The organism is Paraburkholderia sp. CNPSo 3274, from assembly GCF_024206475.1.
In the GTDB taxonomy this organism is placed as follows: Bacteria; Pseudomonadota; Gammaproteobacteria; order Burkholderiales; family Burkholderiaceae; genus Paraburkholderia.
In genome coordinates, this window is record NZ_JAMBPR010000020.1 from 106693 (window position 1) to 131270 (window position 24578).

Genomic DNA, 24578 nt, shown 5'->3' on the forward strand with positions numbered 1-24578 from the left:
AATAACGCTTACTGCTCGTTTGCTGCTGTCACTGATACCTGCCTGATTGCTCAGATCACATACATGTCGACGTACTCGTTGACGGGCAGGGCGCAGAGCCGCGCTTCGTCGAGCGAGACATCGAGAATCGCCTGCTGCTGCTTCGCTGGGAAGCGGCGCGCGAGGTTGATTCGAAACTTCTCGATCAGAAGCGGGATGCCTTCTTCGCGGCGCCGCTTGTGGCCGATCGGGTACTCCACTACGACCTCGTCGAGCGTCGTGCCGTCGAGCAGCTCTATGGTGAGCGCATTCGCGATCGAGCGCTTGTCCGGGTCGTGATAATCCTTCGTGAACTGCGGGTCTTCCACGCATACCGTTTTCGCGCGCAGCTCGTCGATGCGCGGGTCGCTTGCGACTTCGTCTTCGTAGTCGGAGGCGGTGAGGCGGCCGAAGATCAGCGGCACAGCGACCATGTACTGGATACAGTGGTCGCGGTCGGCCGGATTTGCAAGCGGACCGCTCTTGTCGATGATGCGGATTGCCGCTTCATGCGTGCGTATGGTGATGCGCTTGATGTCCCCAGCCGTCTTGCCTCGTTGCGCGAGCGCGCCGTGCAGCGTCATCGCGGCTTCGGCGGCGGTCTGCGCGTGGAATTCGGCGGGGAATGAAATCTTGAACAGCACGTTTTCCATTACATACGTGCCGTAAGGGCGCTGAAACTTGAACGGCTGTCCCTTGAACGAGACGTCGTAGAAGCCCCAGGTTTTTGCCGTGAGCGCCGAGGGATAGCCCATCTCGCCCGTTTTCGCCATGAGCGCGAGGCGCACGGCGCGCGAGGTGGCGTCGCCCGCGGCCCACGACTTGCGCGAGCCCGTATTGGGCGCGTGGCGGTAGGTGCGCAGCGACTGGCCGTCGACCATCGCGAGCGAAACGGCGTTGATCAACTCGTCGCGGGTGAGCCCGAGCATTTGTCCGACCACGGCGGTCGACGCGAGCTTCACGAGCAGCACATGGTCGAGACCGACCTTGTTGAACGAGTTCTCCAGCGCAATGCAGCCCTGGATCTCGTGCGCCTTCACCATGCCTTCGAGCACGTGCTTCATGGTGAGCGGCAATTTGCCCTGAGCGATGGCAGTGCGCGAAAGCCAGTCGGCGGTCGCGAGGATACCGCCCAGGTTGTCCGACGGATGGCCCCATTCGGCGGCGAGCCATGTGTCGTTGAAGTCGAGCCAGCGGATCATCGCGCCGATGTTGAACGCGGCCTGAACCGGATCGAGCTGGAATGGCGTGCCCGGCACCTTCGCGCCGTGCGGGACGATCGTGCCCGGCACGATCGGTCCCAGCAACTTGGTGCAGGCGGGGTAGGAGAGCGCCTCGAGTCCGCAGCCGAGGGTATCGATCAGGCAATGCCGCGCCGTCGTCAGCGCGAGCGCGCGGTCGACCCGGAAACACAGCACGTAGTCGACGATATCGACCAGTACCTGATCCGGCTGCGGCCTGACGTTGGAGATCAGGGCGGACATCGAGGCGATCCTGCGGTCCTTACTGGCCCGCGGCGCCGCTGGCGGCTGCCGGAGCGCGGTTAGCCGGGCTCAGCGCTTGTGCCTGCGTCGGCGCCATTGCGCCTTGCTGCATTGCAACAGTCTTGCATTCGTCGGCCAGACGCGAGCTGTCCTTGTCCGAGAACAGCATGGCCTTCGTCGGAATCACGACGAGGTCGAGGCCGGTGGCGGCGTCGTGGAAGCGGTCAGCGCCCGTGGTCGTGGCCTGACGCGGCAGGTTGTAATTCTTGTTCGCCCAGTGAACGGTGACGATCTGGTCACGCGCCATGTCGCCCTTGAGGTCGAATTGTGCGCCTTCAGCGCAGGTCCAGTGCTCCGAGCCGTCCGGGATCGGATCCATCTTCGCTTCCTTGGCCGGGTTGGCCTTGCGCTTGATGATGCGATGCTTCGGAGCCGGCTTTTTGGCAGTCGTGGTCGACGTGTCTTGTGCGGCGGCGTCGGTAGCGGCCAGCATCAGCGTCGAGGACAGCGTGCCGATGAGAGCGGCGATCAGCAGTTTCTTCATGAGTGTCAAACCTTTATCTATCTAAAAGCGGTTGATCAGTGCGCGGTTGAACAGGTAACCGCCGTTTGCACTGCGCGCGCCCCGAAAGCGCGCAGCGGACGCTATTTTCACCTATTTATCGCCATGAACTTCAATTTCTCCGGCCCGGTGTTGTTTGCGCCGTGGTTCGCAAGTAACTGCCTGTAACTGTCCGTGACTGCCGTCGCTGCGCTATGCGGCGCGAGATCCGCTTCGTTGCCGTGGCGCACTACGTTGAAAACGTTTTCTGCGTCCGGTCGTGGCGCACATCAGGCCGACTCCTGCGGCAGCTCGCCTCGCGTATCGACGCCGGGCGCGAACAGCGGCGCCGCTTCGGCCGGCACGGCGCGGCCCGTGGCGCGCGCGCGGCGCAGCACGGACCAGTAGTAGCGGTAGCTCGCACGGTCGTGCAGCGTGTCGCCGTGGCGTGTCGGACCCCATTGCGCGTGCTGCGCGGCCAGCAGGATTTCGGCGGCCAGCGCGATTTCTTCGTCGCGCGGCGCGAAAGCGGCCACGATCGCGGGAATCTGCGCCGGGTGGATGCTCCACATGCGCGTGTAACCGAACTCGTTGCGGGCGCGGCGCGCGTCGTTCGCCACCACTTCCATGTCGCGCACTTCCGTACTCACGTTGTGCGAGGGCACGCGGCCGAACGCGTGGCACGCGGCCGCGATTTCGAGCTTCGCGCGGCGCACTAGGGGGTGTTCGAACTGGCCGGGCGAGCGCATTGCCGTGTCGGGAATCGCACCGTCGTGCGCGGAGACGAAGTCCATCAGCCCGAAGCTCAGCGACTCGACGCCGCGCAGCGCAGCGAGGTCGAACACGCGCGCGAGTGCGCCATGCGTTTCGACGAGCAATTGAACGGGAATAGGCTTGTCGATGCCCATCTCGACGCGCGTGGCCTCGATGAAGGCCGTCATTTCGGCGGCGTCGCCTACGGCGCGGATCTTCGGCAGGGTGATGAAGGCCGGTGCGCGCTTCGCGGCGCGCAGGATCATGCGCACGTCGTCGCGCCAGTGCGGGTGATGGAAATCGTGGATGCGCACGCCGACGCGGCCAAAGCGGTCGTGTTCGCCGCCGATGAACGACGCCACGAGTTCGGCGTGTTCGGCTTCGCGGCCGACCTGCGCGCCGTCTTCGCAATCGAGCGTGATGTCGAATACCGGGCCCCACTGCTGCTGCAGCGCGAGCGATTTGAGCATCAGCTTCTCACTGCCCGCGTAGTGGTCGCATGCGGGCAGGATGGCGGGCGGCGCTTCGCCGTCAAACAGCACTTCTGCTGGGAGAATGGCGCGCATCTTCGGCGTCGGGAGTCGAGTTTTGTAGGAGATACCGGATTCGGATGCGTCCTGCCGGCAAGGCGGTCAAGGCAAGGCGCATGCGGATCGGGGGCGTAGCTGGGCCCGCCTGGGGTGGCCCGCATCGAATGGGCTGTGCGGGTCGGGCCGCGGAGCCTGCCCCGCGAGCCCACAAAGCAGAACGGAACGGGCGTGAATCGCGCGTTCCGTTCGTACAGCTGGCTTACTTGCCGAGCAGATGAGCCACGCCTTCGCGCTCTTCGAGCAGCTCGTTGAGCGTGCCGTCCATCTTTTCGCGCGAGAATGCGTCGATTTCGAGGCCTTCCACGCGCTTGTATTCGCCGTTTTCGCAGGTCACCGGCACGCCGTAGATGATGTCTTCGGGAATGCCGTACGAACCGTCCGACGGGATACCCATCGTGACCCACTTGCCGTTCGTGCCGAGGACCCAGTCACGCACGTGGTCGATCGCTGCGTTGGCGGCCGATGCTGCCGACGAGAGGCCGCGCGCTTCGATGATCGCCGCGCCGCGCTTGCCGACCGTCGGGATGAACGTGTTGCGGTTCCATTCGTCGTCGTTGATCAGCTTGGTCAGCGACTGGCCTTCCGCCGTAGCGACACGGAAGTCGGGGTACATCGTCGGCGAGTGGTTGCCCCACACGGCGAGCTTCTCGATCGAAGCCACCGGCTTGCCCGACTTGGCGGCGAGTTGCGAGAGCGCGCGGTTGTGGTCCAGACGCAGCATGGCGGTGAAGTTCTTCTTCGGCAGGTCCGGAGCCGACTTCATGGCGATGTAGGCGTTCGTGTTGGCCGGGTTGCCGACGACCAGCACCTTCACGTCGCGGCTGGCGACGTCGTTCAGCGCCTTGCCCTGGACCGTGAAGATTTCGGCGTTGGCCGAGAGCAGGTCCTTACGCTCCATGCCCTTCGAGCGCGGACGTGCGCCAACCAGCAGGGCGACGTCGGCGTCCTTGAACGCGACCTTCGGGTCGTCGGTGATGACCACGCCCGCGAGCAGCGGGAATGCGCAGTCGTCCAGTTCCATCACGACGCCCTTGACGGCGGCTTGCGCTTGCGGCAGGTCGAGCAGTTGCAGGATGACGGGCTGATCCTTGCCGAGCAGGTCGCCATTCGCAATGCGGAACAGCAGGGAGTAAGCGATCTGACCTGCGGCGCCGGTGACGGCAACGCGCTTTGCGGGCTTAGCCATTGAAAATCTCCAGGAAGATGCGTTAGACGCCAGGGTAAAACGCCATTCTATATGCGCGATACACGAAGCGTAGGTGAAACAGGCGGTCTTTCCCGCTGGCGTGCGCGCTTCACTGGAACAACAAGGACTGACAAGCCGTGAAGCGTGCGCCGCCGGCGCGGACCGCCGTGCCGGTAACCTGTGCAACATGGCAAGAGGTGAACGGGGCGCCCTTCGAGGGACGCCAGACGCTGGCCGCTTCGCGTGTGCCGACTCCTGCAACAGCTCGCTCGGGCTCTCCCACAGACGCGCGGCGCGCAACGACTAACGCGTGCCGGCTGGGCGGATCGAAACCTCTACTGCGTTTACTGCATGAGGGAACAGCATCGTGCAAGCCGGCTCGCGGCGTATTCGCCACGAGGTGGATGCAGCCGGCGGCTCCTCTTCGTCATGCCGGTTTCATGTCCTGAAACTAGCATGCAGCCCGCCCGCAAACCCTTGCTCGATCGGGAGTGTAGGAGTCGTGGGGGTCAAAGTCAACAGTATCTTATGTCTTATATAAGACATAACTATTGCAGGCAAAATGCTTGATGCGTAGGGGGGTTTATGTTGAAATGCGCGCCATGAGTGCAAACCCGGCCAGCAACGCGAATTCCACCGCTCCCGAGAGCGGGGCTCAAGCGTCTGCGCCCGCGGTTTCGCCGTCCCCGACCTTCAGTCCGTTGTACCAGCAGATCAAGGGGCTCATTACACAGAGCCTCGAGTCCGGCGAATGGAAGCCCGGCGAAATCATCCCCAGCGAAGTCGAACTGGCCGTCCGTTACAAGGTGAGCCAGGGGACCGTGCGCAAGGCGATCGACGAGCTGGCTGCCGACAATCTGCTGGTGCGCCGCCAGGGCAAGGGCACGTTTGTTGCAACGCACAACGAAGAGCGTGCCCAGTTTCGCTTTCTTAGATTACTCGCCGATGACGGCGCAGAGCACCCGCACGTGAGCAAACTGCTCGAGTGCCGGCGCCTGCGCGCTTCGGCCGAGATCGCTCGCCAGCTCGACCTCAAGCCCTCGGACCCGGTGGTGCTGATCCGGCGTCTCCTGCAGTTCGATGGCGAAAGCACCGTGCTCGACGAGATCTGGCTGCCCGGCGTCGTGTTCCGCGGGCTCACGAGCGAGCGCCTCGCCGAGTACAAAGGCCCGCTCTACGCCATGTTCGAGACGGAATTCGGCACGCGCATGATTCGGGCGACCGAAAAGATCCGCGCCGTGGCCGCGGAGCCTACGGTGGCCGACCTTCTCAAGGTGCCCGCAGGTTTTCCTTTGCTATCGGTCGAGCGTGTGTCCTATACCTATGGAGACCGGCCGGTCGAGGTGCGCCGCGGATGGTATGTCACAACCGGGTACTACTATCAGAATGATTTGAGTTGACGGGCGGCCGCGCGAAAGGCGCGGAGCCCTTCCCCAGAGTGCCTTTGCTTGCGCGCACCACCAGCCGTACCCGACGTGGATTTCGCTGCAGCGCGATATAAAAAGGCGCTAAAATTGCGAATTAGTGTTAACACATAGTAGGGGTCTAGCATGGCAGAAGCCGCAAAAAAACCGAGGCCGGAATACCGGAACATCGGGCTTGGGCAGATATTGTTCGCATACCGCCTGCCTCTGGCTGGTCGTGTGTCGATCGGCCACCGCGTCAGCGGTGTGCTGTTGTTCCTGTTTCTGCCTTTCCTGTTGTTCCTGTTTGACCAGAGCCTCACCTCGGAACTCAGCTTCGAGGTCTTCAAGGGCTTCCTCTCGAATATCATCGTCAAGCTCGTCGTGCTGGTCCTCGGATGGGCGTTCCTCTTCCACTTTTGCGCTGGCGTGCGTCACCTGTTCATGGACTTCAGCCATGACCTCGTGAGCAAGGAAAAAGGCAAGAGCACTTCACTCGTCGTCGTGATCGTCTCCACGATCCTCACGATCGCCTTCGCGGCAAAACTGTTCGGAGCGTTCTAAAAAATGTCGGCTAAAAACGGAATCGGTCCGAAGCGCCTCGTCGTCGGCGCTCACTACGGCCTGCGCGACTGGATCGCGCAACGCGCCACCGCTGTGATCATGGCGATCTACACGATCGTGCTGCTCGTCGTGTTCTTCGGCGCGCACGACTTCTCGTATGACGGCTGGGCGTCGATCTTTGCCGCGCAATGGATGAAGCTCGCCACGTTCGTCACCCTGCTCGCGCTGTTCTACCACGCGTGGGTCGGTGTGCGTGACATCTGGATGGACTACATCAAGCCGGTCGGCCTGCGCATCACGCTGGACGTCCTCACGATCGCATGGCTGCTGGGCAGCCTCGGCTACGCCGCTCAGATTCTCTGGAGAGTGTAAAAGAATGGCTGCAATCAAGAATTCATTGCCGCGTCGCAAGTTCGACGTGGTCATCGTCGGTGCTGGTGGCTCGGGGATGCGCGCTTCGCTGCAACTCGCGCGCGCTGGCCTGTCGGTTTGTGTGCTCTCGAAGGTGTTCCCCACGCGTTCGCACACGGTGGCGGCGCAGGGCGGCATCGGCGCCTCGCTCGGCAACATGAGCGAAGACAACTGGCACTACCACTTCTACGACACGATCAAGGGCTCCGACTGGCTCGGCGACCAGGACGCGATTGAGTTCATGTGCCGTGAAGCGCCGAACGCCGTATACGAACTCGAACACATGGGCATGCCGTTCGACCGTAACGCCGACGGCACGATCTACCAGCGCCCGTTCGGCGGCCACACGGCCAACTACGGCGAGAAGCCGGTTCAGCGCGCCTGTGCTGCTGCTGACCGTACCGGCCACGCGCTGCTGCACACGCTGTATCAGCAGAACGTCGCGGCGAAGACCACGTTCTTCGTCGAATGGATGGCGCTCGACCTGATCCGCGACGCCGAAGGCGACGTGCTCGGCGTGACCGCGCTCGAAATGGAAACGGGCGACGTCTATATCCTCGAAGGCAAGACCACGCTGTTCGCCACGGGCGGCGCGGGCCGGATCTTCGCGGCATCGACCAACGCGTTCATCAACACCGGTGACGGCCTTGGCATGGCGGCCCGTTCGGGCATCGCGCTGCAGGACATGGAGTTCTGGCAGTTCCACCCGACCGGCGTGGCCGGCGCGGGCGTGCTGATCACGGAAGGCGTGCGCGGCGAAGGCGGCATTCTGCGTAACTCGAACGGCGAGCGCTTCATGGAGCGTTACGCGCCGACCCTGAAGGACCTGGCGCCGCGCGACTTCGTTTCGCGTTCGATGGACCAGGAAATCAAGGAAGGCCGCGGCGTGGGTCCGCACAAGGACCACGTGCTGCTCGACCTCTCGCACATCGGCGCCGACACGATCATGAAGCGTCTGCCGTCGATCCGCGAAATCGCGCTCAAGTTCGCGAACGTGGACTGTATCAAGGAGCCGATCCCGGTCGTGCCGACCATCCACTACCAGATGGGCGGCATCCCGACGAACATCAACGGCCAGGTCGTTGGCACGCCGAAGGGTCACGAAGAGGTCGTGAACGGCTTCTACGCCGTGGGCGAATGCTCGTGCGTCTCGGTGCACGGCGCGAACCGTCTGGGCACGAACTCGCTGCTCGACCTCGTGGTGTTCGGCCGTGCGGCTGGCAACCACATCGTCAAGCACGTCAAGGAACTGCGCGATCACAAGCCGCTGCCGGCCGACGCCGCCGACTTCGCGCTCTCGCGCCTCGCCGAGCTCGACAAGTCGGCCTCGGGCGAGTACGCGCAAAGCGTCGCGAACGACATCCGCGGCTCGATGCAGAAGCACGCAGGCGTGTTCCGTACCTCGAAGCTGCTGGAAGACGGCGTGAAGGACATCGCGCAGATCGCTGAGCGCGCGAAGCACATCCACCTGAAGGACAAGTCGAAGGTGTTCAACACGGCGCGCGTGGAAGCGCTCGAAGTGGCGAACCTGGTCGAAGTTGCGCGCGCAACGATGGTTTCGGCTGAAGCCCGCAAGGAAAGCCGTGGTGCGCACGCACAGAGCGACTACGAACACCGCGACGACGAAAACTGGCTGCGCCATACGCTCTGGTTCAGCGAAGGCGACCGACTCGAATACAAGCCGGTCCACATGCAACCGCTGACCGTCGAGTCCGTGCCGCCGAAGGCGCGTACGTTCTAAGGCACACGCCAGTCAAAAGGAATTGGAAATGGCCAAACGCATTTTTGAAGTCTATCGCTACGATCCGGACAAGGACGCGGCGCCGCGCATGCAAACGTACGAGCTGGAACTCACGCACGAGCGCATGCTGCTCGACGCGCTGCTCAAGCTCAAGGAACTGGACGAAACGCTGTCGTTCCGCCGTTCGTGCCGTGAAGGCGTGTGCGGTTCGGACGCCATGAACATCAACGGCAAGAACGGTCTCGCCTGCTTGACGAACCTGAACGACCTGCCGGCGAAGATCGTGCTGCGTCCGCTGCCGGGCCTGCCCGTCGTGCGCGACCTGATTTGCGACTTCACGCAGTTCTTCAACCAGTACCACTCGATCAAGCCGTACCTGATCAACGACACGCCGCCGCCCGAGAAGGAGCGTTTGCAGTCGCCTGAGCAGCGTGACGAACTCGACGGCCTGTACGAGTGTATTCTGTGCGCAAGCTGCTCGACCTCGTGCCCGAGCTTCTGGTGGAATCCGGACAAGTTCGTCGGCCCGGCAGGTCTGTTGCAGGCTTACCGCTTCATCGCGGACAGCCGCGACGAAGCGACCGGCGAGCGCCTCGACAACCTCGAGGACCCGTACCGTCTGTTCCGTTGCCATACGATCATGAACTGCGTCGACGTTTGCCCGAAGGGGCTGAACCCGACGAAGGCGATCGGCAAGATCAAGGAACTGATGTTCCGCCGCGCGGTTTGATGCTGCTGTTCTGAAATGGAATCGCACCAGTCTGACCCTCATCGCCGCGCGCGCCTTCGCTGGCGCGCGCGGCGCGGCCTGCTCGAAAATGATCTGATTTTTGAGCGGTTTTTCGAGCGCTATGAGCATGAACTCAGCGACGCCGACGTGGGCGCGCTCACGCGCCTGCTTGAGCTGAGCGATAACGACCTGATGGACTTGCTGCTCGCGCGCAAGGAACCAGAAGGCGACCTTGCCGACCCGGACGTGAAGCGGGTGCTGGAGCTGCTTCGGAACGTCTGAGCGCGGCGGCATATGGAGGCGCCGCGCCGGATGTACAAAACTATCGAATCCCGTGTTTATCTTCGATTGAGGATGTGCTATGACCCCGTCTGATGTAAAAGCCACGCTATCGTTCAGCGACAATTCGCCGAGCGTCGAACTGCCGATCTACAAGGGCACGATGGGCCCGGATGTGATCGACATCCGCAAACTGTACGGTCAGACCGGCAAGTTCACGTATGACCCGGGCTTCATGTCGACGGCGTCGTGCAACTCGGCGATCACGTACATTGATGGGGACAAGGGCGAGCTGCTGTACCGCGGCTACCCGATCGACAACCTCGCGCAAAACGCCGACTTCCTCGAAACCTGCTACCTGCTGTATCGCGGCGAACTGCCGAACGCGGCGCAGAAGGAAGAGTTCGTGAAGACCGTCACGCAGCACACGATGGTTCACGAGCAGATGCAGTTCTTCTTCCGCGGCTTCCGCCGTGACGCGCACCCGATGGCGATCCTCGTCGCCGCAGTCGGCGCGCTGTCGGCGTTCTATCACGACTCGCTCGACATCAACAACGCGAAGCACCGCGAAGTTTCGGCGATCCGCATGATCGCGAAGCTGCCGACGCTCGTCGCCATGGCTTACAAGTACTCGATCGGCCAGCCGTTCGTGTACCCGCAGAACGACCTCTCGTACAGCGCGAACTTCATGCGCATGATGTTCTCGAACCCGTGCGAAGAGTACAAGGTCAACGACGTGCTCGTGCGCGCGCTCGACCGTATCCTCATCCTGCACGCTGACCACGAGCAGAACGCTTCGACCTCGACGGTGCGTCTGGCTGGCTCGTCGGGCGCGAACCCGTTCGCGTGTATCGCCGCAGGTATCGCCTGTCTGTGGGGCCCGGCGCACGGCGGTGCGAACGAAGCCGCGCTGAACATGCTCGAACAGATCGGCTCGCCGGACAATATCCCTGAGTTCATCAAGCAGGTGAAGGACAAGAACTCGGGCGTGAAGCTGATGGGCTTCGGCCACCGCGTGTACAAGAACTACGATCCGCGTGCGAAGCTCATGCGCGAAACGTGCTACGAGGTGCTCAACGAACTCGGTCTGCATGACGATCCGCTTTTCAAGCTCGCCATGCAGCTCGAAAAGATCGCGCTGGAAGACGAGTACTTCGTGTCGCGCAAGCTGTACCCGAACGTCGACTTCTACTCGGGTATTGTGCAGCGCGCGCTGGGCATCCCGACCTCGATGTTCACGTGTATCTTCGCGATGGCACGTACGGTGGGCTGGATTGCGCAGTGGAACGAAATGATCGCCGACCCCGAGCAGAAGATTGGCCGTCCGCGTCAGCTCTTCATCGGCGAAACGCCGCGCGAAGCAAAGCCGATCGCGCAGCGCTAAGCAGTTTCGCTTTGCCACGCCGCGCGCCCGATGGCGCGCCGCGTGCAAGCTCTCATGCAAACGTCCCGACGGGTTATCGCCCGTCGGGGCGTTTTCTATTTGAGGCCGCGGCCGCGCTCAAATCCAGCCATCGATCTTCAGCCCGCTCGCCGCTTCCGCTTCTTCGCGCGTGACCTCGCGCACCGTTTCGCCAAAGCTCCACACGTGGCTTTCGGGGTCGCATGCCACATAGACGCGGTCGCCGTAGAACTGGTCGGCCGGCTCGCGGATGATCTTTGCACCGGCGGCGCGGGCGCGTTCGCAATGCGCGTCGAGGCCGCTTTTCAACTGCACGTGCACGGTTTGCGTGTTCCTGCCTTCCACATCGGCCGGGCTCGAGTAGGGCATGCCGGGCCAACCGCCGCAGATCATCACGTAGCCGTCTTCGAAGCGCATTTCCGAGTGACCGAGTTTGCCGTCCGCCGAAGTGACGACGAACTGGCGCGTGAAGCCGAACGCTTTTTCGAGCCAGTCGAGCGCGGCGAACGGATCGCGATAGTAGACGGCAGACCCAAAGGCCGGACGCGGGGAGGTGTTGCTCATGCTTGTCTCCTGGGCAGTACGTGTGACGAATCTAGCACCGGCGTAGTGCGATTGCGCGCAGCGCGCTCACGCGTTCTCGCCGCGGGCGCGCGGCCATTACCTCCGACGTAATCGTCAGCACGCGCGGCATCGACGACCATGTCGCTCATCGGCACACCCCCACCCGCAAGGAGCGACGACCATGGCACGCGACACCCTCAATGCCCGCCAACCCGGCTACATCCGCATCGACGACGATACCGCGCTGCACTATCGCGACTGGGGCGAAGGCGCACCGCTCATGTTTCTCTCGGGCTGGACGCTCAACGCCGACATGTGGAACTACCAATGCGCGCCGCTCGCGGCCGCGGGTTTTCGCTGCGTGGCGTACGACCGCCGCGGGCATGGACGCTCCAGCGACCCGGGCCGCGGCTACGACTACGACACGCTCGCCGACGATCTCGAAGCCGTACTCGACGCGCGAGGCCTGGCGCGAGTCACGCTGGTCGGTCATTCGTTCGCGAGCGGCGAGATCGTGCGTTATTTGAGCCGTCACGGCTCGCGCCGCGTGGCGGGCATCGTGCTGGTTTCGCCGGCTTCGACGCCTTATTTGCTCAAGACTGCTGATAATCCCGGCGGACTCGATGCTAGCCTCTTCGAAGCGTCGATCGAAGAAATGCTCACGTCGTTTCCCGACTGGATCGAGCGGCGCGCCGAAGCCTACTTCAGCTCCGGTACTTCGCGCACGGTCATTCAGTGGACGGCCGACATGATGCTGGCCACGTCGTTTTGCGCTGCGGTACAACTGCCTCGCGTGCAGATGGCCACCGACTTCCGCCGCGAACTGGCCGCGATCGACGTGCCGGCGCTCGTGCTGCACGGCGATTGCGATGCCTCGGCGCCGCTCGAGATCACCGGACGCCCGACGGCGGCCGCGCTCGAACGCGCGATGCTGAAGGTTTATGAGGGCGGCACGCACGGCATGTACTTCAATCACGCAGCGCGTGTGAACGACGACATACGCGCGTTCGTTACGCGGTGGCAGGCGTGAAACGCGACACGGCCAGGTGGCGGATACAAGTCGTAATCAGGGCCCGGCCGTTCGCGCCGGGCGCAAAGGAATAGTGCCCCTACGCCCCTCGTTTTGCAGATGACACGCGGCCGCGCGAGCTAACTCACGCGCCGCGTGCCAGGCGTACCGATGGAGTCTTCACGGCCAAGGCGCACAGCCCGTGCACCGCGAGGCCGGTCCGTCGAGAGGGGCGACATCATGCGCAAACTTCTCGCCTTCACTGCGCTGGCCTGTCTGCTGGGTGCCTGCACGACACCGGTCGCGTCGCAGCAGGCCGCGGACGCATCTTATTACCCGCCGCCGCCCAACTGCCGCACCGTCACCGGCACCGCCGAGATCGACGGCGCGCCGCAGGTGATCAGCGGGCTCGCTTGCCTGCAGCCCGACGGCACCTGGCAGATCGTGCAGGGTAACGACGGCACGCAGGTCTACCCCGTGGCATGGACCGACGCGACGACCTGGTACGCCGGCCCATGGTACGGCTGGTGGCCGCCGGTGTTCGTGGGCGGCGCGTTCGTGTTCGTCGATCACTTCCATCACTTTCATCACATGGATCACGTCTTTCCGGGCGGCCCGCATATGCATCCGGCGCCAGGCATGCACGGCGGCTTTCATGGCGGGCACGGCGGCGTCTGGAGCGGTGCGGGTGGAATGCACGGCGGCTCTCATCGCTGAAACACACCGCACGGCCCGATTGACGCACGACGAATCCTTTATGATGGAGCGCGCCTCCCTACCCGAGACGCTCCATGTTTTTCGCCGCGCATTCCCTGCATCGCCGCCTGAGCATTGCGATCGGTACGCTCGCGATCCTCGTCGGCGTGCTGGGTGCACTCGGCACCTTCCTCGTCGTGCGCAGTCTCGCCGCCGAGTTCAACACGACGTTGCGCGACGCGGCCGCGCACGTGCAGACCGGCGTGCCGCATCGCGCGATCGAGCCGCGCGGCGACAGCGAAGCCGCCGACAATTTCGTCGTGCAGATCTGGTCCGCTGACGACGGCGAGGTCCCGAGCCGCACGAGCAACGCGCGTATCGCGCTGCCGCGCGCGCAAAGCGGCTTCTCGTCCGTCGAATACGACGGCGAGTCCTGGGATGTGTTCGCGCTCGCCACCGGCGACGAGTACATTCAGGTAGCCGAGTCGCGCAGCATGCGCAATCGCAACGCCTTGCGAGTGGCGTTCTGGAGCCTGCTGCCCGTGCTTGCGCTGCTGCCGCTGCTCGCGCTCACGATCGCGGTGACGGTGCGCGTCTCGCTGCGGCCGCTGGAGCGTGTCGGGCGGCGCGCGGCGACGGTCGATCTGCACGACCTCAAGCCGCTCGAAGTGGAGCAGGCGCCCGTCGAGTTGCGGCCCTTCGTCGAGTCGATCAATCGCATGATCGAGCGCCTTTCCGTGCTCGTGAATGCCGAGCGCATGTTCATCGCCGATGCCGCGCACGAACTGCGCTCGCCGATCTCCGCCATGCAGTTGCAGATCGACAACCTGCGCAATGCGCCGCCCGAACAGTACACGGAGCGCTTCGAGGAACTGCGCCGCGGCATCGTGCGCACCGGGGCGCTCGTTTCGCAACTGCTCGGTCTTGCACGCGCCGAAATCGGCAGCACGCAACGCGTGCTGGCGGAGGTGCCGCTCGCGCAAGTCGTCACGGACGTGCTGGCCGACCTGCTGCCGCTCGCCGACGCGCGCGGCGTCGACCTGGGCGTGACTCGCCTCGACGACGTGACGGTGCGCGCCACCGAGACCGACATGCGCGTGCTCGTGCGCAATCTCGTGGACAACGCGATTCGCTATAGCCACGCAGGCGCGAACGTGGACGTGGCGGTGCGCCGCGAGGACAAAGGCGTCGTCATTGACGTGACCGATAACGGGCCCGGCATTGCCGAGGCTGATTTGCCGCGCGTGTTCGACCGGTTTTTCCGCGCGGGTGGTCATCGGGGCGACCAGCTGGGTGAGCATGACTCGCATAGCAGCGGCCTTGGCCTCGCCATCGCGCAGGCGGTGGCGCGGAGCTATCGCGGGTGCGTGACGCTCGCGAACCGGCGCGACGGGCAAAGCGGCATCGTCGCGTGTATCGAGTTACCGCGCGAGTTGCCGCGCGAGTGAGCGTCGCGCCAATCCGGCCGACGCAGGTCAGGCAAAATCCGGGGACGCATGCGAAACAAAGGACGGACACGATGCGCATTCTGCTGATCGAAGACGATCTGCTGATCGGCCCCGCGCTGCTGCGCGCGTTGAAGGACGCGTCATACAGCGTCGACTGGGTGCGCACGGGCGAGAGCGGTCGCGACGCCATTCGCGACGGCTCGTATACGGCGGTTCTGCTCGACCTGGGGCTCGGCGACATGAGCGGGCTCGACGTGCTGCGCGCTCTGCGCGAGTCGCAGGACGCCACGCCTGTGCTCATCATCACCGCGCGCGACGACGTGGATACGCGCGTGGAAGGCCTCGATCTCGGCGCCGACGACTATCTCGTGAAGCCATTCGAGAGCAAGGAACTGCTCGCGCGCATCCGCGCCGTGGTGCGACGCAAGTCGGGCTTTGCCTCGCCGACCATGGGCAGCGGCCGCGTCACGCTCGACATGAACGCGCGCCGCCTCACGTTCGACGGCCAGTCCGACGATCTCTCCGCGCGCGAATATGCACTCATGCTCGCGCTGCTCGAGCGGCCGGGCGCGATCCTGTCGCGTCAGCAAATCGAGGAGCGGCTCTATGGCTGGGGCGAGGAAGTGGAAAGCAACGCGGTGGACGCCGTGATCTACAGCGTGCGCCGCAAGTTCGGCCACGCGGTGATCCGCAATGTGCGCGGGCTCGGCTGGGCCGTGTGCGCGTGAGCGCCAGAACCACCGAGAATAAAAAAGCGCGCAAAAAGCTGCGCGCTGTAAAAAACGCGGCGAGCGCGGGGCTCGCCGCGTGGGGCGATGCGCGGGGGAAGACACGCATCGCGCGCGAACTTACGCCAGCAGGCGCTGCCAGGGTTCCTTCTGCCACGCACGGCTAAGCGAGGCGAGCAGCGCGACTTCGCTTTCGGCCACGTGCCGGTCCGAATACACGGCCACATGGCACAGATTCAGCACTTCGGCACGCAGCGCGGGATCGTCGAGCTCGCGCATCACTTGCTGCATCACGTCGGAGTCGAGCTTGCACGCATCGCTCCAGTTCAGGTGCGAAGTGGTCTGCAAGTCTTCGCACAGGCCCTTGAGGATGTCGCCGAATTCGCCGGGCGCGAGGCCGAGCCGGTCGGCAAGGCGCGCGCGATGGACTGCTGCAAGCTCCTCGCTGCTCAGGTGGCCGTCGGCGAGCAGCGCGACGGCGACGATCCGGCCCGCGGCTTGCGGGCTGTTGCAGGTATAGGTACGCATGTTCAGGAATCCTCTTAAAACGTGATATCGATGGAACGGTAGGCGTAGCCGTGGCTCAGTCGAAGATGTCCTGAAGCCACGACTTGCTGCGATGGCCATTGCCGCTGTAGCTGTCGTGAGCGCGGCGCGGGGAGTAGTCACCGTGTTGCGCGCCGTGCTTCGAACCGTGCTGGCGAAATGCCTGTGCATCGGCTTCGTTGCGATAGTGCCGGTTGCCGCTGCGTTCGATCAGCTTGTCGAGTTCGCCGCGATCGAGCCAGACGCCGCGACACTGCGGGCAGTAGTCGAGTTCGACGCCCTGACGCTCTGCGAGCGAGAGGGTGACGTCAGGGCAGTTGGGGCATTTCATGATGCGCTCCGTGATGAGTGACAGGTCATCGAGGCGCTTGCCGTCTTGTGTGGAGGGCAACGCGGCCTCGATGGAAACCATCCTGGCAGGGCAAAATGAGCGAAGAATGAGGAGCGCGCGGGGCGCTCCGTTTGAGTCGGGTTCGCCTTCAGGACGTGCCGAGCGTCTCCTTCGGCTTCTGCGTCTTGACGAGCGAGACCACCACGCCGCCCGCGAGCAGCGCGGCGGTCACGCCAAGGCTGACCGGAGCGGGAATCTTGCCGATGATGCCCACCAGAAAGATCTTCGCGCCGATGAACACCAGTACGAGCGCGAGCGCATGTTTGAGGTAGTGGAAGCGATGCGCCATGGCCGCGAGCGCAAAGTAGAGCGCGCGCAGGCCGAGCACGGCGAAGATGTTGCTCGTATAGACGATGAACGGATCGGTCGTGATCGAGAAAATCGCGGGGATCGAATCGACGGCGAAGATCAGGTCCGCAAACTCGATCATCAGCAGCGCGAGGAGGAGCGGCGTGGCGAGCAGCGCGGGCTTGCCGGTGCGCGGATGCGCTTGCCGCACGAGGAACGCGCGGCCCTCGAGCTGCGACGTGACTGGCAGCTTGCGACGCAGCCAGCGCAAGAGGGCGCTGTCGTCCACGCCGGGCGCTTCCTTCGGGCTCAGCAGCATCTTCACGCCGGTCACGGCGAGAAATACGCCGAACACGTACAGCATCCACTCGAAGTGCGCGACAAGCGCGGCGCCGAGCCCGACCATCAATGCGCGCAGCACCAGCACGCCGACGATGCCCCAGAACAGCACGCGATGTTGAAGCTGGCGTGGCACGGCAAGCGCGCCGAAAATCGACGCGATCACGAACACGTTATCCAGCGATAACGACTTTTCGATCAGATAGCCGGTGATGTACTCGGTAGCTGGCTGCGCGCCGAGCTGCCACCAGACGAAGCCGCCGAACAGGACGCCCACGGCGATATAGGCGAGCGAGAGCCAAAGACTTTCGCGGATGCCGATTTCGTGGTCGTCACGGTGCAGGACGCCGAGATCGAGTACCAGCAGCACGATCACCACCGCGAGGAAGGCGATCCAGAGCCACGCGGGCTGACCGAGGAAGGAGGCTGTGGCAAACGGCGCGAGCATGGTCGATTCTTTGAACGTGGAGGGGAAGGTGGCCCTCGTGCGCGGTTTTTGCGGGCACAGCCGGCCTACTGGGCTTGGCGCCCAAAAGGTCAAGCATAGTGGCGAAGAATGAGCGGCGAATGAGCGGCGAATGAGCGGTGGTCGGCGCTTTCTCTCGCGCCATGTGCTGGCTTGATCCCGGTCAGGCGGCGGCGCTAGAACTGGTAGTTGATCGAAACGTCGCAAACGCCGCCCGTCTTCGTCTGGATGATCGGGCTGTGCGAGGCGCTACCGAGCAAGCGCTTGATGGCGCCGTCCGCGCTCACGAACCAATGTTTGTTGACGAAGTACACCATCGTGATGCCGAAGCCGGCTGACTTGAGGCCCGCGCTCGCGTCGTACTGACGGTACCCCGATGCAGCCGCCTGCTGCGGCGTCACGCCAAACCAGCTCTGCATGTAGTTCGAGTCGGCGAAGGTGACCGAGGGGCCGGCGAACCAGTAGAAATTCTCGTTGCTGCCCGGCAACGGCATATAGGCGCCGAGGTCCGCGGTCCAGCCATTCGAGCCGCCGAAGCTGCGCGTGAAGGCCGTGCGGAACACGAGCGGAAAGTCCTTCGAAATCACATACTCGCCGGCGATTTTCAATTCTGGCGCCGGGTTAATGTTGCCCATTCCGTGCAGCCGCGTCGGATCGTCCTGGCCGCGCCGCCCGAGGTCGTAGGCCCCGGCGACGCTCACGCGCCAGTTTGGGCCCTGCAGAACGTTGCCGCCGAAGCCTTCGCCCGTCGAGCCGAACAGGATGTCCTTGTAGCGCAGGTCGATGCTCGGCCCGACCAGCGTGTGATAGCGGTCCGAGCCGTCGTAGCGCGGTTCGAAGGTCGCGCCCACGCCGAGGCGCGCCTCGAAGTCCGGACGGTTCGGCTGAAACATCTTTTCGAGCGGAATGCCTGCGGAATATTGCCATTCGCCGAGCGGCGAAGGGGTCTGCGCCTCGGCGCGCGGGGCGAGCGCGGCGAGGGCGCATGCCGCGGCGGCGAGAGACGCACGTTGCATGGCACGCGAGCGGCGCGGCGCGGTTGGGTTTTTTCGGCTTTTTCTTTGTTGCGCAGTGCGGATTGCGAGTGGCATGAAGCCTCCGAGTTTGCCTGGTCGGCCGCGGCGTCGCTTGTCGAGCGTGATGTGCTCACAAAGCGGAATTCCGTGCGGCCGGGCTCGTCTCGCAAACCTCGTGCCTGGCTTGTGCATGACCGGGCGGCGTGCGCCCCGGCGACTCGCCGCGTTCGCCGGTGGCTACGGCCGTCAAACGCAGGAAACGAGCCTGAATAATCAGGATCGCTAACTGAATTGCAAGTGCTCCGGCGCACCGTTTTGGAGCGTCCTATTCGCCACAATTAAACCCTTGCGCCAATTTGCCGTTAGACAGCTATGGACGTCGGCGATGCGGCCCCCCCTGTGTCGCGGAACCCGAAGCCCATGTTTCACCGTTCTCACAGCGGTAACCAACTTGCGCCGGTCGTAGTCGGGCCGGCGCATCTCCTTTTTGCATCCCGAACCCTTGCAACGAGCGGCCGAGCGGCGCCCGCTACGGCGTGGCACAAGTGCGCGACGACATGCGCGCGCCGGGTAACGCTGATACAGGTATCGAGACTACCACCCAACTCCCTGTTTTTTATCGCTTTTTTCGGGAAAGGCCCTGTGGCGAGCGGGTTTCGCGTGGCATAATCGATTCACACCGTATTGCCCCGCAGTCAAACATTTCCCCGCACATCATGGCAAAGACGCTCTACGACAAATTGTGGGACACGCATGTGGTCCACACGGAAGACGATGGCACGACGATTCTCTACATCGACCGTCATCTGTTGCACGAAGTCACCAGTCCGCAGGCTTTCGAAGGCCTGAAGATGCATGAGCGCCCGGTGTGGCGCATCAGCGCGAACCTGGCCGTTTCCGACCATAACGTGCCTACCACGGACCGCAGCCACGGCATTGCCGACCCGATCTCGAAGCTGCAGGTGGACACGCTTGATTCGAACTGCGATTCCTTCGGCATCACGCAGTTCAAGATGACCGACCAGCGCCAGGGCATCGTGCACATCGTCGGTCCGGAACAGGGCGCGACGCTGCCTGGCATGACCATCGTCTGCGGCGACTCGCACACGTCCACACACGGCGCGTTCGGCGCGCTCGCGCACGGCATCGGCACGTCTGAAGTCGAGCACGTGCTGGCCACGCAAACGCTCTTGCAAAAGAAGAGCAAGAACATGCTCGTGAAGGTCGAGGGCCAACTGCCGCGCGGCTGCACCGCGAAGGACATCGTGCTCGCCATCATCGGCAAGATCGGCACGGCGGGCGGCACGGGCTACGCCATGGAGTTTGGTGGCTCGATGATCCGCGGCCTCACGATGGAAGGCCGCATGACCGTGTGCAACATGGCGATCGAAGGCGGCGCGCGCGCCGGCATGGTCGCCGTGGACGACACCACGATCGAATACCTCAAGGGCCGTCCGTTCTCGCCGCAAGGCGCGGAGTGGGATCAGGCCGTCGAGTACTGGAAGGACTTCCGCACCGACGAGGGCGCGCACTTCGACCGCGTGGTCGAACTGAGCGCGGCCGACGTCGTGCCGCAGGTCACATGGGGCACGTCGCCGGAAATGGTCACGGCTGTCGACAGCCGCGTGCCGGATCCCGAGCGCGAGAAGGACCCGGTCAAGCGCGACGCGATGGAACGCGCGCTGCAGTACATGGCGCTCGAACCGAATACGCCGATCGAGTCGATCAAGCCGGACAAGATTTTCATCGGTTCGTGCACGAACGCGCGCATCGAGGACCTGCGCTCCGCCGCTTACGTCGTGAAGAAGCTCGGTCGCCGCGTGGCGCCGAACATCCGCCTCGCGATGGTCGTGCCGGGCTCGGGTCTCGTGAAGGCGCAAGCCGAGCGCGAAGGCCTCGACAAGGTGTTTACCGAAGCCGGTTTCGAATGGCGCGAGCCGGGCTGCTCGATGTGTCTTGCGATGAACGCCGACCGGCTGGAGCCGGGCGAGCGTTGCGCGTCCACCTCGAACCGCAACTTCGAAGGGCGCCAGGGTGCGGGCGGTCGCACGCACCTCGTGAGCCCGGCCATGGCGGCCGCCGCGGCAATCGAAGGCCATTTCGTCGACATTCGCAAGCTGGGTTAAGGCTACACGATCATGGAAAAATTCATCGTACACACCGGCGTCGTGGCGCCGCTCGATCGCGAGAATGTCGATACCGACGCGATCATTCCCAAGCAGTTCCTCAAGTCGATCAAGCGCACCGGCTTCGGCCCGAATGCCTTCGACGAATGGCGTTACCTCGACCATGGCGAGCCGGGCCAGGACAACTCGAAGCGTCCGCTGAACCCGGACTTCGTGCTGAACCAGCCGCGTTATCAGGGCGCTTCGGTGCTGCTCACGCGCAAGAACTTCGGCTGCGGCAGCTCGCGCGAACACGCGCCGTGGGCGCTCGATCAGTACGGCTTCCGAGCGATCATCGCGCCGAGCTTCGCGGACATCTTCTACAACAATTGCTTCAAGAACGGCCTGCTGCCGATCGTGCTTTCCGAATCGGATGTGGATCACCTGTTCAACGAGACGTACGCGTTCAACGGCTTCCAGCTCACGGTCGATCTGGACAAGCAGGTCGTGCGCACGACGGATGGCTCGAAGGAATATCCGTTCGAAGTGGCCGCGTTCCGCCGCTTCTGCCTCCTGAACGGCTTCGACGACATCGGCCTCACGCTGCGTCACGCCGACAAGATCCGCCAGTACGAAGCCGAGCGCCTCGCGCGCCAGCCGTGGCTGAACAACCGCGTGCTTTGATACCTGCACATACGCACACTGAACAAACAGCGAGGAATCACAGGATGAAGATTGCAGTGCTGCCGGGCGACGGCATCGGTCCCGAGATCGTCAAGGAAGCCGTGAAGGTGCTGGGTGCACTCGGCGAAAAATTCGAGCTGGAAGAGGCGCCTGTTGGCGGCGCGGGCTACGAGGCAAGCGGCCATCCGCTGCCCGAGGCAACGCTCGCGCTGGCCAGATCCGCCGACGCGATCCTGTTCGGCGCCGTGGGCGACTGGAAGTACGACAAGCTCGAGCGCGCGCTGCGTCCCGAGCAGGCCATTCTCGGCTTGCGCAAGCATCTTGAGCTGTTCGCGAACTTCCGCCCGGCGATCTGCTATCCGCAGCTCACGGGTGCGTCGTCACTGAAGCCGGAAATCGTTTCGGGCCTCGACATCCTGATCGTGCGCGAACTGAACGGCGACATCTACTTCGGCCAGCCGCGCGGCACGCGCGAAGCGCCGGACGGCAACTTCAAGGGCGCGCGCGAAGGCTTCGACACGATGCGCTATGCGGAACCCGAAGTGCGCCGCATCGCTCACGTCGCGTTCCAGGCCGCGCAAAAGCGCCAGAAGAAGCTGACGTCGGTCGACAAGGCCAACGTGCTCGAAACGTCGCAGTTCTGGAAAGACATCATGATCGATGTCTCGAAGGAATATCCGGACGTCGAGCTGTCGCACATGTATGTCGACAACGCGGCCATGCAGCTCGTTAAGGCGCCGAAGGCGTTCGACGTGGTGGTGACCGGCAACATGTTCGGCGACATTCTCTCGGACGAAGCCGCGATGCTCACGGGCTCGATCGGCATGCTGCCCTCGGCCTCGCTCGACAAGAACAACAAGGGTCTGTACGAGCCGTCGCACGGTTCGGCGCCGGATATCGCGGGCAAGGGCATTGCCAACCCGCTCGCCACGATTCTCTCGGCGGCCATGATGCTGCGCTATTCGCTGGTCCGCCCGGAGCAGGCGGACCGCATCGAAAACGCGGTGAAGAAGGTGCTGGAACAAGGCTATCGCACCGCTGACATCATCACGCCGGACTGCAAGCAGGTCGGCACGGTGGCAATGGGCGATGCGGTGATCGCAGCGCTGTAAAGTCGCACGAAGGGCATGCCGTTTCAGGCGTGCCCTTTTTTTGTTTCGTGCGCCTGAAGAACCGGCGTTGCTAATAGCGAAAAGTAGGTTTTTTCCGCGCAAATTAACTGTTTCGTGTATATTGCTTCGATGGCGAAGATCTCCCAGATCACGACTGTTACGAACATCCACGGCATGAAAGCCCGTGCGATTTCGCTCGCCATCACCACGAAAACGACGATTATCAAAACGATCACCATTCGTTGATCGCTCGTCGTGCCCGCTCATCTTCCCCGCGCGGCCACGCCGGGCGAGCGAAGCGGGGAAGTGTCCATCTCAAGGGTTAGTCATGAACGTAGGTCTCGTAGGTTGGCGCGGCATGGTCGGCAGCGTGCTGATGCAGCGCATGCAGGAAGAACGTGATTTCGACCTGATCGAACCGGTGTTTTTCAGCACCAGCAACGCAGGCGGCGCGGCTCCGTCGTTCGCCAAAAACGAGACGAAGCTCAAGGACGCGAACAGCGTCGACGAGCTCAAGAAGTGCGACATCATCATCACTTGCCAGGGCGGCGACTACACCAACGAGGTGTATCCGAAGCTGCGCGCGGCAGGCTGGAACGGCTACTGGATCGACGCGGCCTCGGCGCTGCGCATGAAGGACGACGCCGTCATCATCCTCGACCCGGTCAACCTCGACGTCATCAAGGACGCACTGGTCAAGGGGCAGAAGGACTTCGTCGGCGGCAACTGCACGGTCAGCCTCATGCTGATGGCGCTGGGCGGCCTGTTCCGCGAGAACCTCGTCGACTGGATGACGGCCATGACCTACCAGGCCGCTTCGGGCGCGGGCGCGCAGAACATGCGCGAACTGCTCTCACAGATGGGCGCGCTCAACGCATCGGTCGCGAGCGATCTCGCGAATCCGTCGTCGGCGATCCTCGACATCGACCGCAAGGTGCTCGCCACCATGAACAGCGACGCCATGCCGACCGAACACTTCGGCGTGCCGCTCGCGGGCTCGCTCATTCCGTGGATCGACAAGGATCTCGGCAACGGCATGTCGAAGGAAGAGTGGAAGGGCGGCGCGGAAACCAACAAGATTCTCGGCAAGCCGGCCATGGGCCAGCCGGGCTCGATTCCGGTCGACGGCCTGTGCGTGCGTATCGGTGCGATGCGCTGCCACTCGCAGGCGCTCACGATCAAGCTGAAGAAGGACGTGCCGCTCGACGAGATCGACGGCATCCTCGCTTCGGCCAACGACTGGGTCAAGGTCGTGCCGAACCAGCGCGAGGCTTCGATGCGCGATCTGTCGCCGGCGAACGTCACGGGCACGCTGTCGGTGCCGGTCGGCCGTCTGCGCAAGCTGGCCATGGGCGGCGAATATCTGTCGGCCTTCACGGTGGGCGATCAGCTGCTGTGGGGTGCGGCTGAACCGCTGCGCCGCATGTTGCGCATTCTGCTCGACAAGTGAATGAATTAAACTACGCGGCTAATGACGCGTAGACAGGGTGAAAAGCGCCGCGCCAGTCGCGGCGCTTTTTTTATTGCAGACTTTTATTGCATGCATCGAAGCAATCGCCCCGAAGCACACTCCTATTTGATCGACAGCCGCAAGAGCGGTATGCCAGGGCAACTGATGATCGTTCGATTTGATTCTGTTTCCGCCGCGCCTCGCGCGAAGCGCGCCCAAGGGCGGCGCGCCATCCGCGCCACCGTGGCGGCGGCGAGTTTCCTGTTCTGCGGCCTCGCCGCCGCGCAGGGCGGCGCGAGTGCGGCGCAAGGCGCTGCCAGTGCTGCCAGTGCTGCGTCTTCCGCCGCAGCTGCGATGAGCATCGCGGGGCAATACACCGTTCATCCGGGCCAGTCGTTGCACGACGTGGCCGTCGACCTCACGCAGTCGCACGACAAGGCCACGCTCGCACGCATGAGCCAGGCGCTCTTCGATGCGAACCCCAATGCGTTCATCAAGCGGGATCCCAGCCGCATGCGCGTGGGTGCGTCACTGAACGTGCCGGCTACGCCGGACGTTTCCAGTGCCGCGGCGGGGATGACCGCGGCATCGGGTGGGGCGGCTTCGGCGGGGGCTTCGGCTGCCGCCAGCACAC

General features: G+C 63.8%; 26 protein-coding genes. 16 read left to right on the forward strand and 10 right to left on the reverse strand.

The genetic code is table 11. From position 1 onward, the window contains the following. Positions 1-50 precede the first annotated feature (50 nt). The 4 genes from M3I54_RS16125 to M3I54_RS16140 all read right to left on the reverse strand — a co-directional run bounded on the left by M3I54_RS16125 (position 51) and on the right by M3I54_RS16140 (position 4572). A complete protein-coding gene (locus tag M3I54_RS16125) occupies positions 51-1502 on the reverse strand; it encodes a bifunctional 2-methylcitrate dehydratase/aconitate hydratase (protein WP_254337496.1) in 1452 nt (483 codons plus the stop codon). Between the two features lie 19 nt (positions 1503-1521). Beyond that, positions 1522-2046, reverse strand: coding sequence for a hypothetical protein (locus M3I54_RS16130; protein WP_254337498.1), 525 nt, complete (start codon positions 2044-2046; stop codon positions 1522-1524). 287 nt (positions 2047-2333) lie between these two features. After that, on the reverse strand, positions 2334-3362 hold the full coding sequence (locus M3I54_RS16135; RefSeq protein WP_254337500.1) for a CoA ester lyase: 1029 nt from the start codon (positions 3360-3362) through the stop codon (positions 2334-2336). A gap of 223 nt (positions 3363-3585) precedes the next feature. Then, complete coding sequence (locus M3I54_RS16140; protein ID WP_254337501.1) at positions 3586-4572, reverse strand: malate dehydrogenase; 987 nt, start codon at positions 4570-4572, stop codon at positions 3586-3588. Between the two features lie 602 nt (positions 4573-5174). Here M3I54_RS16140 and M3I54_RS16145 point away from each other — a divergent pair. The 7 genes from M3I54_RS16145 (at position 5175) to gltA (ending at position 11084) form a co-directional block, all read left to right on the forward strand. Then, positions 5175-5972, forward strand: a complete 798-nt coding sequence (locus M3I54_RS16145) for a GntR family transcriptional regulator (protein ID WP_254337503.1) — start codon at positions 5175-5177, stop codon at positions 5970-5972. A gap of 150 nt (positions 5973-6122) precedes the next feature. Further along, positions 6123-6539: a succinate dehydrogenase, cytochrome b556 subunit gene (sdhC, locus tag M3I54_RS16150; RefSeq protein WP_254337505.1), complete on the forward strand. Its 417-nt coding sequence runs from the start codon at positions 6123-6125 to the stop codon at positions 6537-6539. Positions 6540-6542: 3 nt separating this feature from the next. Continuing rightward, positions 6543-6911: a succinate dehydrogenase, hydrophobic membrane anchor protein gene (gene sdhD / locus M3I54_RS16155; protein WP_254337507.1), complete on the forward strand. Its 369-nt coding sequence runs from the start codon at positions 6543-6545 to the stop codon at positions 6909-6911. A gap of 4 nt (positions 6912-6915) precedes the next feature. Then, complete coding sequence (gene sdhA, locus M3I54_RS16160) at positions 6916-8691, forward strand: succinate dehydrogenase flavoprotein subunit (RefSeq protein WP_254337509.1); 1776 nt, start codon at positions 6916-6918, stop codon at positions 8689-8691. 28 nt (positions 8692-8719) lie between these two features. Next, positions 8720-9421: a succinate dehydrogenase iron-sulfur subunit gene (locus M3I54_RS16165; protein ID WP_254337511.1), complete on the forward strand. Its 702-nt coding sequence runs from the start codon at positions 8720-8722 to the stop codon at positions 9419-9421. 15 nt (positions 9422-9436) lie between these two features. Next, complete coding sequence (locus tag M3I54_RS16170; protein WP_028202905.1) at positions 9437-9703, forward strand: succinate dehydrogenase assembly factor 2; 267 nt, start codon at positions 9437-9439, stop codon at positions 9701-9703. Positions 9704-9782: 79 nt separating this feature from the next. Further along, positions 9783-11084, forward strand: coding sequence for a citrate synthase (gene gltA / locus M3I54_RS16175; RefSeq protein ID WP_254337513.1), 1302 nt, complete (start codon positions 9783-9785; stop codon positions 11082-11084). Between the two features lie 117 nt (positions 11085-11201). Here gltA and M3I54_RS16180 read toward each other — a convergent pair whose 3' ends face one another. Beyond that, positions 11202-11666, reverse strand: a complete 465-nt coding sequence (locus M3I54_RS16180) for a VOC family protein (protein ID WP_254337515.1) — start codon at positions 11664-11666, stop codon at positions 11202-11204. 181 nt (positions 11667-11847) lie between these two features. On the opposite strand from M3I54_RS16180, the gene M3I54_RS16185 reads away from it, so the two are divergent. The 4 genes from M3I54_RS16185 to M3I54_RS16200 all read left to right on the forward strand — a co-directional run bounded on the left by M3I54_RS16185 (position 11848) and on the right by M3I54_RS16200 (position 15547). After that, complete coding sequence (locus M3I54_RS16185; protein ID WP_254337517.1) at positions 11848-12696, forward strand: alpha/beta fold hydrolase; 849 nt, start codon at positions 11848-11850, stop codon at positions 12694-12696. A 219-nt stretch (positions 12697-12915) separates the two neighbouring features. Then, entirely contained in the window at positions 12916-13392 is a 477-nt protein-coding gene (locus tag M3I54_RS16190) for a hypothetical protein (protein WP_254337519.1), read from the forward strand. A gap of 74 nt (positions 13393-13466) precedes the next feature. After that, on the forward strand, positions 13467-14819 hold the full coding sequence (locus M3I54_RS16195; RefSeq protein ID WP_254337520.1) for a HAMP domain-containing sensor histidine kinase: 1353 nt from the start codon (positions 13467-13469) through the stop codon (positions 14817-14819). Between the two features lie 71 nt (positions 14820-14890). Then, positions 14891-15547, forward strand: coding sequence for a response regulator transcription factor (locus tag M3I54_RS16200; RefSeq protein ID WP_254337521.1), 657 nt, complete (start codon positions 14891-14893; stop codon positions 15545-15547). Between the two features lie 120 nt (positions 15548-15667). Here the strand turns inward: M3I54_RS16200 and M3I54_RS16205 are convergent, their stop codons facing one another. The 4 genes from M3I54_RS16205 to M3I54_RS16220 form a co-directional block, all read right to left on the reverse strand. After that, positions 15668-16075: a TerB family tellurite resistance protein gene (locus tag M3I54_RS16205; RefSeq protein ID WP_035512506.1), complete on the reverse strand. Its 408-nt coding sequence runs from the start codon at positions 16073-16075 to the stop codon at positions 15668-15670. 55 nt (positions 16076-16130) lie between these two features. After that, the gene (locus M3I54_RS16210) at positions 16131-16424 is read right to left on the reverse strand and encodes a zf-TFIIB domain-containing protein (protein ID WP_254337522.1); all 294 of its coding nucleotides are present in this window, start codon (positions 16422-16424) and stop codon (positions 16131-16133) included. Between the two features lie 148 nt (positions 16425-16572). Next, on the reverse strand, positions 16573-17559 hold the full coding sequence (locus M3I54_RS16215) for a TerC family protein (protein ID WP_254337523.1): 987 nt from the start codon (positions 17557-17559) through the stop codon (positions 16573-16575). 194 nt (positions 17560-17753) lie between these two features. After that, positions 17754-18593 carry a MipA/OmpV family protein gene (locus M3I54_RS16220; protein WP_254337524.1) on the reverse strand — a complete coding sequence of 280 codons (840 nt, stop codon included), beginning with the start codon at positions 18591-18593 and terminating at the stop codon, positions 17754-17756. 716 nt (positions 18594-19309) lie between these two features. Here M3I54_RS16220 and leuC point away from each other — a divergent pair. Genes leuC through leuB form a run of 3 tightly spaced genes read left to right on the forward strand, consistent with a single transcriptional unit; the run spans position 19310 to position 22494 of the window. Continuing rightward, on the forward strand, positions 19310-20719 hold the full coding sequence (gene leuC / locus M3I54_RS16225; protein WP_254337526.1) for a 3-isopropylmalate dehydratase large subunit: 1410 nt from the start codon (positions 19310-19312) through the stop codon (positions 20717-20719). A 12-nt stretch (positions 20720-20731) separates the two neighbouring features. Continuing rightward, complete coding sequence (gene leuD / locus M3I54_RS16230) at positions 20732-21382, forward strand: 3-isopropylmalate dehydratase small subunit (RefSeq protein ID WP_254337527.1); 651 nt, start codon at positions 20732-20734, stop codon at positions 21380-21382. A 44-nt stretch (positions 21383-21426) separates the two neighbouring features. Continuing rightward, a complete protein-coding gene (gene leuB / locus M3I54_RS16235; RefSeq protein ID WP_254337529.1) occupies positions 21427-22494 on the forward strand; it encodes a 3-isopropylmalate dehydrogenase in 1068 nt (355 codons plus the stop codon). Between the two features lie 23 nt (positions 22495-22517). On the opposite strand, the gene M3I54_RS16240 is transcribed toward leuB, so the two are convergent. Further along, a complete protein-coding gene (locus M3I54_RS16240) occupies positions 22518-22733 on the reverse strand; it encodes a hypothetical protein (protein WP_254337531.1) in 216 nt (71 codons plus the stop codon). 89 nt (positions 22734-22822) lie between these two features. Here M3I54_RS16240 and asd point away from each other — a divergent pair, with 89 nt between their 5' ends. Together asd and M3I54_RS16250 are read left to right on the forward strand one after the other, a co-directional pair. After that, positions 22823-23944, forward strand: a complete 1122-nt coding sequence (gene asd, locus M3I54_RS16245; RefSeq protein WP_254337533.1) for an aspartate-semialdehyde dehydrogenase — start codon at positions 22823-22825, stop codon at positions 23942-23944. 90 nt (positions 23945-24034) lie between these two features. Further along, on the forward strand, positions 24035-24578 hold a 544-nt coding region (locus M3I54_RS16250; protein WP_375542152.1), incomplete at its 3' end, for a FimV family protein.